General features: G+C 44.4%; 12 protein-coding genes and 1 pseudogene. 5 read left to right on the plus strand and 8 right to left on the minus strand.

Annotated elements, in window-relative coordinates:
* Nucleotides 1–146: 146 nt before the first annotated feature.
* Nucleotides 147–2,000: a biosynthetic-type acetolactate synthase large subunit gene (gene ilvB / locus B5D77_RS09510; protein WP_008202620.1), complete on the plus strand. Its 1,854-nt coding sequence runs from the start codon at nucleotides 147–149 to the stop codon at nucleotides 1,998–2,000.
* 234 nt (nucleotides 2,001–2,234) lie between these two features.
* Here ilvB and B5D77_RS09515 read toward each other — a convergent pair whose 3' ends face one another.
* Nucleotides 2,235–3,497, minus strand: coding sequence for a HEAT repeat domain-containing protein (locus B5D77_RS09515; protein ID WP_008202618.1), 1,263 nt, complete (start codon nucleotides 3,495–3,497; stop codon nucleotides 2,235–2,237).
* Between the two features lie 191 nt (nucleotides 3,498–3,688).
* Here B5D77_RS09515 and B5D77_RS09520 point away from each other — a divergent pair, with 191 nt between their 5' ends.
* From B5D77_RS09520 to prmA, 4 genes are all read left to right on the plus strand, one after another.
* The gene (locus tag B5D77_RS09520) at nucleotides 3,689–3,922 is read left to right on the plus strand and encodes a hypothetical protein (protein WP_008202616.1); all 234 of its coding nucleotides are present in this window, start codon (nucleotides 3,689–3,691) and stop codon (nucleotides 3,920–3,922) included.
* Nucleotides 3,923–4,069: 147 nt separating this feature from the next.
* The gene (locus tag B5D77_RS09525) at nucleotides 4,070–4,999 is read left to right on the plus strand and encodes a HEAT repeat domain-containing protein (protein ID WP_106908733.1); all 930 of its coding nucleotides are present in this window, start codon (nucleotides 4,070–4,072) and stop codon (nucleotides 4,997–4,999) included.
* Between the two features lie 105 nt (nucleotides 5,000–5,104).
* Nucleotides 5,105–6,682, plus strand: coding sequence for a phosphoglycerate dehydrogenase (serA, locus tag B5D77_RS09530; protein WP_002804127.1), 1,578 nt, complete (start codon nucleotides 5,105–5,107; stop codon nucleotides 6,680–6,682).
* A gap of 266 nt (nucleotides 6,683–6,948) precedes the next feature.
* Nucleotides 6,949–7,845 (plus strand): 50S ribosomal protein L11 methyltransferase, encoded by an 897-nt coding sequence (gene prmA / locus B5D77_RS09535; protein WP_106908734.1) that lies wholly within the window; start codon nucleotides 6,949–6,951, stop codon nucleotides 7,843–7,845.
* Between the two features lie 235 nt (nucleotides 7,846–8,080).
* On the opposite strand, the gene B5D77_RS09545 is transcribed toward prmA, so the two are convergent.
* The 7 genes and pseudogenes from B5D77_RS09545 to B5D77_RS09570 form a co-directional block, all read right to left on the minus strand.
* Complete coding sequence (locus B5D77_RS09545; RefSeq protein ID WP_008202609.1) at nucleotides 8,081–8,890, minus strand: DNA adenine methylase; 810 nt, start codon at nucleotides 8,888–8,890, stop codon at nucleotides 8,081–8,083.
* 115 nt (nucleotides 8,891–9,005) lie between these two features.
* Nucleotides 9,006–9,362 carry a type II toxin-antitoxin system PemK/MazF family toxin gene (locus B5D77_RS09550; RefSeq protein WP_002760242.1) on the minus strand — a complete coding sequence of 119 codons (357 nt, stop codon included), beginning with the start codon at nucleotides 9,360–9,362 and terminating at the stop codon, nucleotides 9,006–9,008.
* The gene (locus tag B5D77_RS09555; RefSeq protein ID WP_008202603.1) at nucleotides 9,359–9,607 is read right to left on the minus strand and encodes a hypothetical protein; all 249 of its coding nucleotides are present in this window, start codon (nucleotides 9,605–9,607) and stop codon (nucleotides 9,359–9,361) included. The genes B5D77_RS09550 and B5D77_RS09555 overlap by 4 nt, the downstream gene beginning before the upstream one ends.
* Before the next feature lie 172 nt (nucleotides 9,608–9,779).
* Complete coding sequence (locus tag B5D77_RS26240; RefSeq protein ID WP_002787242.1) at nucleotides 9,780–9,929, minus strand: hypothetical protein; 150 nt, start codon at nucleotides 9,927–9,929, stop codon at nucleotides 9,780–9,782.
* A gap of 52 nt (nucleotides 9,930–9,981) precedes the next feature.
* Nucleotides 9,982–10,557: a Uma2 family endonuclease gene (locus B5D77_RS09560; protein ID WP_008202596.1), complete on the minus strand. Its 576-nt coding sequence runs from the start codon at nucleotides 10,555–10,557 to the stop codon at nucleotides 9,982–9,984.
* Between the two features lie 214 nt (nucleotides 10,558–10,771).
* A pseudogene (locus B5D77_RS09565) lies at nucleotides 10,772–11,215 on the minus strand (transposase family protein); the annotation flags it as partial.
* 143 nt (nucleotides 11,216–11,358) lie between these two features.
* Nucleotides 11,359–12,168: a DNA adenine methylase gene (locus B5D77_RS09570; protein ID WP_106908736.1), complete on the minus strand. Its 810-nt coding sequence runs from the start codon at nucleotides 12,166–12,168 to the stop codon at nucleotides 11,359–11,361.
* Between the last annotated feature and the right edge of the window lie 52 nt (nucleotides 12,169–12,220).

Below are 12,220 nucleotides of genomic sequence, written 5' to 3' on the forward strand. Positions count from 1 at the left end.
ATGCAAAAAGAAAAAAAACTGCGGCCAAAAAGGTGAGATGGAATACACTAAAAGTATAAGGTTATCAATTTTGCTATTTTTCAAGTTGCATACTAGGCAACAGAATTGCAATTATCCCTCTAGTTAGAAATTGGACGGTTTGCCCTGTGGTTTCATCACTTCCCAAGCCCAATGACTCTTTAACAACGGTTCCCCAGCGTTGTTCTGGGGCTTATGCCTTGATGGACAGTCTCAAACGTCATGGTGTTAAGCACATCTTCGGTTATCCCGGAGGTGCGATCCTGCCCATCTATGACGAACTCTACCGCTTTGAAGAGCGGGGAGAATTACAACATATTTTAGTGCGCCACGAACAAGCGGCCGCCCATGCCGCCGATGCCTACGCTAGGGCCACCGGCAAAGTGGGGGTCTGTTTCGGTACTTCCGGCCCCGGGGCGACCAATTTGGTGACAGGCATCGCTAACGCACACATGGACTCCATCCCGATGGTAATTATCACCGGTCAGGTGAGTCGGGCGGCCATCGGTTCCGATGCTTTCCAAGAAACCGATATTTATGGGATTACTCTCCCGATTGTTAAACATTCCTATGTGGCTAGAAATGCCAGCGAAGTAGCAAGAATCATCGCTGAGGCCTTCCATATCGCCAGTACAGGACGACCGGGGCCGGTTTTAGTCGATATTCCCAAAGATGTCGGTTTAGAACCCTGCGATTATATCCCCGTCGAACCGGGAGATGTGAAACTAACCGGCTATCGTCCCACGGTTAAGGGCAATCGCCGTCAAATCGAGGCCGCTTTACACCTCTTGGAAACCGCCGAAAAACCTTTACTGTACGTTGGCGGGGGTGCGATCGCCGCGAATGCCCACGCCCAAATTGCCGAGTTTGCCGAGCGTTTTCAGTTACCCGTCACCACCACGTTAATGGGGATCGGTGCTTTTGATGAACATCATCCCCTCTCGGTGGGAATGTTAGGAATGCACGGCACTGCCTACGCTAATTTTGCCGTGACCGGGTGTGATTTATTAATTGCAGTCGGCGCTCGTTTTGATGACCGAGTAACGGGAAAATTGGACGAATTCGCCTCGAAAGCTAAGGTAATCCATGTGGATATAGACCCCGCCGAAGTGGGCAAAAATCGCGCCCCTGACGTGCCGATTGTCGGGGATGTCCGGGTAGTTTTAGAACAAATACTCCAAAAAGCCAGAGAATTTGATTATCCCACTAATCCTGAGCGCACCCAAGCCTGGTTAGCCCAGATCGAGCGCTGGCGCCAAGATTATCCCCTGCAAGTACCTCGACCGGAAGGCAGACTTTCCCCCCAAGAAGTAATCGTTGAGGTGGGCCGTCAAGCACCCCACGCCTACTACACCACCGATGTGGGCCAGCATCAGATGTGGGCGGCCCAATTTCTCAAAAATGGTCCCCGACGTTGGATTTCTAGCGCGGGATTGGGGACAATGGGTTTCGGTTTACCAGCTGCTATGGGGGTAAAGGTGGCCATTGCCGATGAGGAGGTCATCTGTATTAGTGGTGATTCCAGTTTCCAGATGAATCTACAGGAATTAGGCACCCTCACCCAATTTAATATTCATGCCAAGACGATTATTATTAATAATGGTTGGCAGGGTATGGTACGTCAATGGCAAGAAGCTTTCTATGGGGAACGTTATTCTAATTCCAATATGGAAGTGGGAATGCCGGATGTGGAACTGTTAGCCCAAGCTTACGGCATTAAAGGGATTACTATTCGCCATCGAGAGGAATTAGCCGCAAAAATTGCCGAAATGTTGGCCCATGATGGTCCGGTTTTGGTCAATGCGATCGTTACTAGAGACGAAAATTGTTATCCCATGGTTGCCCCCGGTCAAAGTAATGCGCGTATGATTGGTTTACCGAAAATTGTCACCAGAAGTTGTGAAATGCTCAATTGTCCCAGTTGTGGCGCGGTTAACAGTGTGAATAATAAATTCTGTCCTGAATGTGGGGCGAAATTGTAGCCAAACATTGTTAATCAATTATCTAGCCTCCGTTAAGGATAACGGAGGTTTTCCCTTTTTTCTCTACTGTACCTTGTATCTTGAGCGGTGATCGCATCCTGTAGGGGCGAAGCATTCGGGCAATAACCTATCGCTGAAACCGTAGATTTCCTATCCGAATGCTTCGCCCGTACTTTTTCAGCAGACCCTATTTAAACCCAAATTTTCGATAAAATAACCGAGAATTGCTAGGCATTAAATCCGATTGACTTTCGATCGAATTAACCAATCGCCATCCTCGGCGATCATCTTTTTCCCTTCCCGATCGCCTAACTTTTCTAAGGCCAATAAACTAGCATATTTTAAATCAAAAATCTGACTATTCAAAGACTTATGTAGTAGAGAAATTGAGCGCCGATCACCGATATTTCCTAAAGCGATGGCAGCGGCGGCCCGGGATTTTTGGAATTGGGGCGAAGTATTTTCTAAGGCTTCGATAAATAGATCGTAAGCGGGAGAATATTGCAGCCAACCGAGAATTTTAATAACATGATAATGCGCTCCGTAATCATTATGAGCCTCTTTTTCCCAAGTAGTTAATAAAGCTTCTGGGGCCGCCGTGGCATAATTTTCTAAAAGAGTTTTACTGGCAAGATAACAGCGGCCAAAATCCGTGTGATAGAGTTCACCGATGGTAAAATCAATTGTCGGTGGTTGATCGTACTCGTGAACTAAATCAAGACTTTCGGGATGGTCATAAATAACGCTATCTAGATAGGGTTCCACCTCGGCAAAAGTTAGACCTTTTTCCTTACCCACCTCCGCTAATAAACGAATTCCCCGCAGACGAAAAGCGATCGAAACTGGACAGCGAGAGATTTGGGGAATTGCCTGATAGTAACCCGCATCAATTAGGTCTTGAATAGAGCCACGACGGGCGTTAACATTATCATCTTGGAGAAAAGCCACCACTTGCCCCATCTGACCATAATCCCCCGTTAAACGGCAAATAGCGGCAATTGCTGCACTGGCGATCGGTTTATCTGGCCAGTTTGTCAATTTTTCTATGGACGAGACGGCGGGTTGATAATCTAATTTAGCTAAAGTTTGAATAATAGTCCGGTAACTCTGGCCAGGTTTATCTAATAATTGACTAATTTCCTCTAAAATGGCGGTTTCTTGGGTACCGATCTCGCCGATCGCCCAGACAGCATTCTCCACGGTATAAATATCTTCATCGGTTAAACAATTGCGGATAATCGGTAAAGCTTTTGCTGCTTGCAAACGACCTAAACTTTCTAAAGCTTTGCGTCGGGTAATGCGATCATAGAGATCGTCAGAGGGATTTTCTACGGCTGCGATCAAAGCATTAATCGATCGCTCCGTGGGAAAATTAATTAGATGGGCTGCCGCTACATAACGCTCTGTGGGTGCGTTTAACTGTTCGAGTGGGGTTTGTAGGAGAGCGATCGCTTGATCTTCTGTTAACCCAAACATATTAAAAAAACGTTTATCCATCGTGCCTTAAATCAAGTAAAAAGTCAGGGGTAAAAAGGGAGAAATCCTAATTATTTCTAGGGTTTCATTCAATCCGCGAGATTTCCCAGAATCGGTTTCGTTACCAGTTATTACAATTATCGGACTAGGGTAGGAAAATTTGAGAAAATCAGAGACAAACCTTTAACAAAAATCTCAATTAAGCGATCGCCATGACTGACAATCTCAGCAATATTTCCGACCCCGTTACTCCGCAAGACATCGCGGCAGTGATTGAAGAATTTGAGGTCTATCGTCAACGCTTGATCAACGATCTCACCAATGCCGCTCAAAAAGCGAAACTGCCCAAATCAAAGCTTAATGCTCGTTTAGAGCCAGAATTAGCCCAAATTGACGAAACTCTCGCCCATCTGCGCGCCCAACAGGCTGCCCTCAGCAGCAATTAAAAAAATAGCCAGCAGCCGTTGGTCGTCAGCGAGATAAAAGTTATATTGGTCGGAAAAATGGCTAATTAATGGAAAAAACGAGAAATAAAGGCTGATGGCCGATGGCTGACCGCTAATTAACCCAATATTGATGGAAAATTCCTGATTATGAGTGAAGCGATCAAATTATTCCCCCTATCCAGTGCCGAAGTAGATGAATTTTTGGTGATCGCCCGTAAGGAAGTGGCGGAGGGAACCTTCGATGGGAGTGATAGCCAACGTATCCAGCGTCTGGTGGAATGTTTGGGAGATCCCCGGGGAATGGTGCGCTTGGGTTTTGCCGATACTCTCGGTAAAATCGGCCAAGCTGCCACTCCTTTTTTAGTGACAGCACTGCTCAATCATCAGGATCCAGTGGTGCGTCGTGCCAGTGCCAAAACTCTAACACTAATTGCGGATCCGGACAGCGTATCTCCCCTAGTGCAAGCGCTGCTTAACGATGAGGATACGGTGGTTAAAGGTTCCTCCGTGGGTGCTTTGGCGCGTATTGGTGAGGCTGCTGTTCCCCAGTTACTCGATATTCTCGCCTCCAGTGAACATCCCGAAAGCACCAAAGGTCATGCGGCCTGGGCCTTAGCCTTTATTGGCACGGAAGCGAAGGAATATTTATATCGGGAAATTAACTCTGATGTGGAAGCGGTGCGGGCTGCCGTGGTAGGTGCGATCGCTAAAATCGCCCAGGATAGTGGCGAAGCAACAGCCTTGGAATTGTTAATTAATGCCCTTGAGGATACCTCGGAAACGGTGCGTTGTGAAGCGGCGGCAGTATTAGGAAATCTCGCCTATAAACCGGCAGTTTCCCGTTTAATTCCCTTGTTAGAACATCCCGATGGCGAAACGCGCAAATCGGCGGCTTTGTCGTTAATGAAAATTAAGGATACAGAAGCAATAGCAGCCCTAGAAAAGGCCTTAGAAAAAGAAGCGGAAAACTCGATCGCCACCGTGATTAAATTGGCCATATCTCAGTTACAACGGCAAGAGGATGACATGGACACCATTGAAGACCATGGCAAGGACAACCTAAAATCTTTTGGCTAATTTTGCCATGGACTGCACCCTTTGCTTCTAAAATGGGCTATTGCGGCTAGACCCCAATTGGTCAAGCATTTGCCCGTAGACTGAAAAAAGCACGTTATAAAGATTATGGCCAAAGTTCTGGTATCCGATTCGATCGATCCGGTAGGAGTAGAAATTCTGTCACAGGTTGCCCAAGTGGACGTGAAAACAGGACTATCCGCCGAGGAAATCATTCAAATTATCCCCGAATACGACGCACTGATGCTCCGTTCCAGTACGCGCGTCACCAAAGAAATCGTCGAAGCGGGCAGCAAACTGCAAATTATCGGCCGCGCAGGGGTAGGAGTCGATAATATCGATGTTCCCGCGGCCACTCGTCAGGGTATTATTGTCGTTAACTCTCCCGAAGGGAACACGATCGCCGCTGCCGAACACGCCTTGGCCATGATGTTATCCCTCTCCCGTCATATTCCCGATGCCAATCAGTCGGTAAAAGCGAATAAATGGGAAAGAAATCGCTTTATCGGCACAGAAGTTTATAAAAAGAACCTAGGAGTCGTCGGTTTAGGTAAAATTGGCTCCCACGTCGCCGCCGTCGCTAGATCCCTCGGCATGAAAATTCTCGCCTACGACCCCTTTATTTCCAAAGAACGCGCCGATCAACTCGGTTGCACCCTGGTGGATCTAGAACTACTCTTTGCCGAGTCCGATTTTATCACCCTCCACGTCCCGAAAACTCCCGAAACCCAGCATCTCATCGGTCGGGAAACCATCGCTAAGATGAAACCCACGGTCCGCATCATTAACTGTTCCCGCGGCGGCATTATCGACGAGTTGGCTTTAATTGAAGCCCTCGAATCCGGTAGAATCGCCGGGGCAGCCTTGGATGTATTTGAACAGGAACCTTTAGGCGAATCTAGATTAAGAGAATTGTCTAACGTCATCCTCACTCCCCACCTAGGTGCCTCGACTACGGAAGCACAGGTGAATGTGGCTATTGATGTGGCCGAACAAATTCGGGATGTCCTCCTCGGTTTGCCAGCGCGTTCGGCCGTTAATATCCCCGGACTAACTCCCGATGTTATGGAAAAACTGCGCCCTTACCTGCAATTAGCGGAAACTATGGGTAATCTTGTCAGTCAGTTGGCAGGAGGTCGCTGTGACTCGTTAAATGTCCGTTTACAGGGAGAATTGGCCACTAAAGACAGTCAACCTCTGGTGATAGCGGCCATTAAGGGTTTACTTTCCCAAGCCCTCCGGGAACGGGTAAACTATGTTAATGCGGCGATCGAAGCTAAGGAACGCGGTATCCGGGTAATCGAAACCCGGGACGCTTCCACCCGCGACTATTCGGGATCGATTCATTTGGAAGCTAATGGTTCTATGGGGACCCATTCCGTCACCGGAGCGCTGTTAAGTACGGGAGAAATCCGCATTACTGACCTCGATGAGTTCCCCATTAACGTGCCTCCGAGTAATCATATGCTCTTCACCCTTCACCAAGATATGCCAGGTATTATCGGCAAAATTGGCGCACTTTTAGGCAGTTTTAACGTCAATATCGCCAGTATGCAGGTAGGACGCAAAATTATTCGCGGTGATGCGGTTATGGCCCTGAGTCTCGATGATCCTCTACCGGAAGGTCTTCTCTCGGAAATTACTAAAGTCCCCGGTATCCGCGATGCTTACACGGTAAAACTCTAGATTAAATCAGTTATCAGTAAACAGTAATCAGTAAACAGTAATCAGTGAAAGGAAAGCTCTGCACTTGCCACTTAATACTGTTGACTGAAAACCCAAATCTGATAACTGATAACTGATAACAAGGGCCGAATCTCAGACCTAATTGGTTAAGCTAAAAGCTTTGATGTGCTTAGTTTCTAACCTTCTTTTTAGGTAGGATAATTGTCAGATTCTGTCTTTTGCCTCTTGCCTGTTGCCTCTTGCCTTCAGAAGCTGATAACTGATATATGTCTAATAGTTGGTGGGAAATTACGGTTTTGTGCGAACCTAGTCTCGAAGAAACGGTTTTCTGGAGACTGGAAGATTTTGGCTGTTCAGGAACGGCCACTGCTAAAAAACAATCCTCTTTAGAGATTAAGGCCTATATACCAGAAATTAAAGCGCAATTGCCTGATTTAGAGGCACTAAGCCTCTGGTTAAAGCAGGATGCTTTGATTTTAGGTTTTTCTGAACCTGTCAGCTATTGGCAGTTAATGGACGAGGAAGACTGGGCCAGCAGTTGGAAACAACATTGGCAAATTAGCGAGATCGGCGATCGCTTTTTGATCTGTCCTGCTTGGTTAAATCCCCCGGAAAATAACCAGAGATTGGTGATTAAAATTGACCCCGGCTCCGCTTTCGGCACGGGAACGCATCCCACCACCCAATTATGTCTAGAATCCCTAGAAATGCGTTTAAGTAGCCATCCAGAGAATAAAATTATCGCCGATATCGGTTGTGGTTCCGGCATACTGGCGATCGGGGCGATTTTATTAGGGGCCAAAAAAGTTTATGCTGTGGATACAGATCCGCTGGCGGTGAGTGCGACGTATAGTAATCGCCATCTCAACGGGATTAACCCCGAAAATTTAGCTGTTAATCAGGGTAGTGTCGAGGAGTTATTAGAATTAATTCCCGATGGTGTCGATGGCATCGTTTGTAATATTTTAGCCGAGACAATTATCGCTTTAATGCCGGAAATCACCCGTCTGGCAAAACCCACCACTTGGGGAATTTTAAGCGGCATTCTTGTCACCCAAGCACAGGCAGTTACAGATATTTTAGAACCCCAAGGCTGGACAGTAGCTGCCCTGTGGAAACGTCAAGAATGGTGTTGTCTGCAAATTCGTCGCACTGTGGATTAGTAGGTTCTTCGTTACTTGGTATGGTTTGATAGGGGGGCATAAATCGACTAAATCCTTTAAATCCTTATCTGGCAAGAGATTTAATCCATTAGTTCGCTCTAGATCAAAAATAATGACAAAAATCGCCAAATGCTTTTCTATACAAGGGTTCCATCCCCTATAACCCCCGTCTATTGCATAACACAAACCGAAGAGCCAAATTAGCTTACTGCTACTCAGTGCCTTCGGCATCCCACTAATAATTTTTGATCATTAATTCTCTACCAGATGCCGCCGCTCCTTGTTTATAATTATTCATGCCATACTGAAGATTCCACTCGATAATATGGGCAAAATCAAAGAGTTTTCTTATCTCTGGACAATCATCGTAGGTAATTAACCATTTAGCCTGACATTGACGCATATTATCGGCAAAACGTTGATGATCGAAGCTAGTATGTAAATTACCTCTTACACCGTACAAACGAGATTTTGTGGCACTATAGTAGGGGGGATCGAGAAAGATAAAAACTTCTTTTCCCTCAGCAAATAATAATTCTTCGTAGTCTTGGTTAGTAATTTTTACCGATGCTAATAAGGGCGCAATTTGAGTTAATCTGGCAATTGATGAATCAGTAAATCTACTGGTAAAAGCTGCTTGAGAATACCCCCCCGAATCCACTGTTCCCGAAAAAGTAATCCGATTTAAGATAAAAAAACGCACCGCTTTTTCAAAATCGGTTAACTTTAAATCTTCCCTTGTCAAATCTTGAAATAATTCTCGTCCGCTATCATATTTCTGTTTAATTTCTGTTATTTTTGCTACCAATAACTCAATATTTTCTTGAGCGCATTGCCAGAAACAATATAAATCATAATTTAAGTCATTAATCCAATAGGTTTTTATTTGCTGTCCAAAGAGTTGCTTAACAGCAAAAAACACAGAACCACCACCAAAAAAAGGTTCTCGATATTCCCTAATATTGACAGGAATTTGCGGCAGAATTTGCTTAATTGCCCGGGATTTCCCCCCCGGATAACGCAAGGGACTTTTAATTTTTGACATTTTATCCTAAATCCGTTTATTAAAGACTGATTATCTATTCCCCCTTTCGCCTCTTGCATGAGTGCCTGTCCTGATATGTAGCCTATACCCATAAGAATTCCGTTTAATTCCACATTTAGGACTCGTATCCTAAGGTTAGCAAAACCACTTCTTCCAATTGGGCAATTATTTCGGGACTCAGTTGTCCCAGTGTGCGGATCAAACGAGTTTTATCCAGCACTCTCATCTGAAAACATAGGGCAACAGAATCTTGGCCGAGTCCACCATTACCCTGTTCTATCAGTAAGCATATAGGCAAAGCAGCGCGACGTTGGTTGGTGGTGAGCGGAATAGCAATGATCGTAGTTGAGAACTGGGAAACAAGGTCATTCTGGAAAATGATGACGGGACGAATGCCCGCTTGTTCAGAACCTTGAGTTGGATTGAGGTCGGCTAACCAGACTTCACCCCGTTTCAGAGGATTAGTCATCATTGGTCTTCTTGATGGAGTATTACTGCATAGTCATTCATACCTTCTTCAGCAAAGGCGCGATCTTGATCAGCAAACTCTGCAAACAGATCGGCCAGTTGCATTGGATCGAGAACAGCCTGATGACGCTGACTGCGAAACTTTAAGAAGGCAATAAAATCAGCCACTTGCTGAAGCTGATTATCAGTCAGTCGATCCAAGTCTTGCTTAAGAGCTTCAGCACTTACTGGCATAGGAAGAAAAAACATTCCGACTTCCCCATTATAAGAGATCCTGGCCAACAGCCGTCTTCAACAAAACCCCATGAGTCCCTGAGCGCGTAGGGGGGTAAGGAGGACGTTCAGACGTTCGGATCTTATCAATTACTACTGTCTGATTCACCCGCGCTGCTAGGCCCATTACCACCTGAAGTCGCCACTATTATTGAAGTTGCAATGATACTAATTGTCTGCCACTCGCTGCTTGTCTTTTCTGCCAATCAGCAAATAGGGCCTTGAAATCATAATTAAAAGATTTGGCTTGTTCTTCTCGTATTCTGTGTAATTCTTCAAGAATTTCATCTTCCCACATAAATTTACTCTCCCATCAATTCATATTAGTCCTCGTACTTCTCCCCAGACTTCTACTTACTTTGTCTAGCTTGACTAACTTTTAGCCAGGCAAAGATTTGTTGTGGAGTCAGTGTCAACTGAACCCCTGCAATTACCTTAAGTTGGTCATCCCCTCTGCAAACTTCCGGCTCTTGTTGGGGAGTAAACATTAAAACAGAATAATCATCTGGATCAAGCATCCATCCTAATTTACTGCCATGTTTTAAACAATGTAGAATGTTGTCAATTACACGGTTTACCTGTTGATCCAGTGAAAGAATTTCGATAGTCCAATCAGGTGCTTCCCTAAAGTCGTCCTCTGGTTCACCTGCTTGATTGAGGTTAATTCGATTCCATGCAATTACTGCCACATCAGGAACGATCGAACGCTCGCCGAAGGTACATCGCAACTCAGGTAAGGCTGTATAATCAGCAGTATGGCTGTCAACCGCAGCTAAAAGACGTTTTTGCAGGATAGAGTGTCGAGTCTTAGGCATGGGTTTCTGAATTGCGACTCCATGCAAGTATTCCCATGCTGGAGAATCCTCCAAATATGGCAATTTGAGGAAATCTTCAAGGGTGAGACTCTCAGTCAAGGAAGTCGTCATCGGTTCAAGCAAAGGTTTTTTGTGACTTTATTATAAATGAACTTTATCTGGGTTGCTTACCGACGATTCAGGCATATTTGATGAGAATTTGCCCTTTCAATCAAATCGGTCGATTTCTTAACTATTCTAACTGACTGGTATCACTAGAAATACCCACGGGGATCACAAAATTGGCCAATTGTCAATAGCTTTTCAGATGCTCTCACCTTGGTTATGGCGCTTCCCACTCTTTCTTTTCTAGTTCTTTAGCAAAGTGATTAAATATTAACCCAACTTCTTCCCATCCTAACCCTTCTTCTCGACTTATTTCTTCGACACTAGAATTTTTTACTCTCTCATAAATCATCGATTCATAGCGGATTGTATGATGCTGTCTTAATCTCATAAAACTCAATCTTTCGCTAATATATTTCTGGCACTTTTGACAATGAAACTGGCGGCGTGGTACTTCTAAATATACCAGATTGCCTAATATTGATAAATCTCTGACTAGATTGTACTCAGTCTGATTGATTCTGTCCAATATTTGATGGCAATTCGGACATTCAATTGTTTCATTTAAAAGAGCAAGCTTTAGGAAAATTGTCTGATCAATTTTTTGATAATTGACCACTGTTACATTTGGTAAATCGAGGAGTTGATCAAAATTTATCCACATAACCCACCTCCTGTCCTGTATTACCATTATACCATGCTCACACAGAACCTAGAAGAGCCTCTTGCTTTCGAGGGTGTTGGGTAACAGTCGTCAACCCAACCTATAAAATTAGCTTACTGCTACTCAGTGCCTTCGGCATCGCACTAATAATTTTTGATCATTAATTCTCTCCCCGCCGCTGCCTGTCCTTGTTTATAGTTATTCATGCCATACTGAAGATTCCACTCGATAATATGGGCAAAATCAAAGAGTTTTCGTATCTCTGGACAATCATCGTAGGTAATTAACCATTTAGCCTGACATTGACGCATATTATCGGCAAAACGTTGATGATCGAAGCTGGTATGTAAATTACCTCTCACACCGTACAAACGGGATTTTGTGGCACTATAGTAGGGGGGATCGAGAAAGATAAAAACTTCTTTTCCCTCAGCAAATAATAATTCTTCGTAGTCTTGGTTAGTAATTTTTACCGATGCTAATAACGGCGCAATTTGGGTTAATCTGGCAATTGATGAATCAGTAAATCTACTGGTAAAAGCTGCTTGAGAATAACCTCCCGAATCCACTGTTCCCGAAAAAGTAATCCGATTTAAGATAAAAAAACGCACCGCTTTTTCAAAATCGGTTAACTTTAAATCTTCCCTTGTCAAATCTTGAAATAATTCTCGTCCGCTATCATATTTCTGTTTAATTTCTGTTATTTTTGCTACCAATAACTCAATATTTTCTTGAGCGCATTGCCAGAAACAATATAAATCATAATTTAAGTCATTAATCCAATAGGTTTTTATTTGTTGTCCAAAGAGTTGCTTAACAGCAAAAAATACAGAACCCCCACCAAAAAAAGGTTCTCGATATTCCCTAATATTCACAGGAATTTGCGGCAGAATTTGCTTAATTGCCCGGGATTTACCACCAGGATAACGCAAGGGACTTTTAATTTTTGACATTTTATTTACTAATTTACCAGCCACAGTTTGGTTTGGTTGTTGATCACCGAAG

The organism is Microcystis sp. MC19 (assembly GCF_003019735.1).
Lineage (GTDB): Bacteria > Cyanobacteriota > Cyanobacteriia > Cyanobacteriales > Microcystaceae > Microcystis.

Excerpts from the sequence above, each read along its gene's own strand:
- B5D77_RS09545 (WP_008202609.1), bottom strand. The coding sequence starts at position 8,890 with ATGTCAAAAATTAAAAGTCCCTTGCGTTATCCGGGGGGGAAATCCCGG.
- serA (WP_002804127.1), top strand. The coding sequence starts at position 5,105 with ATGGCCAAAGTTCTGGTATCCGATTCGATCGATCCGGTAGGAGTAGAA.
- B5D77_RS09515 (WP_008202618.1), bottom strand. The coding sequence starts at position 3,497 with ATGGATAAACGTTTTTTTAATATGTTTGGGTTAACAGAAGATCAAGCG.
- prmA (WP_106908734.1), top strand. The coding sequence starts at position 6,949 with ATGTCTAATAGTTGGTGGGAAATTACGGTTTTGTGCGAACCTAGTCTC.
- B5D77_RS09555 (WP_008202603.1), bottom strand. The coding sequence starts at position 9,607 with ATGTTTTTTCTTCCTATGCCAGTAAGTGCTGAAGCTCTTAAGCAAGAC.
- B5D77_RS09560 (WP_008202596.1), bottom strand. The coding sequence starts at position 10,557 with ATGACGACTTCCTTGACTGAGAGTCTCACCCTTGAAGATTTCCTCAAA.
- B5D77_RS09520 (WP_008202616.1), top strand. The coding sequence starts at position 3,689 with ATGACTGACAATCTCAGCAATATTTCCGACCCCGTTACTCCGCAAGAC.
- B5D77_RS09570 (WP_106908736.1), bottom strand. The coding sequence starts at position 12,168 with ATGTCAAAAATTAAAAGTCCCTTGCGTTATCCTGGTGGTAAATCCCGG.
- B5D77_RS09550 (WP_002760242.1), bottom strand. The coding sequence starts at position 9,362 with ATGATGACTAATCCTCTGAAACGGGGTGAAGTCTGGTTAGCCGACCTC.
- B5D77_RS09525 (WP_106908733.1), top strand. The coding sequence starts at position 4,070 with ATGAGTGAAGCGATCAAATTATTCCCCCTATCCAGTGCCGAAGTAGAT.
- B5D77_RS26240 (WP_002787242.1), bottom strand. The coding sequence starts at position 9,929 with ATGTGGGAAGATGAAATTCTTGAAGAATTACACAGAATACGAGAAGAA.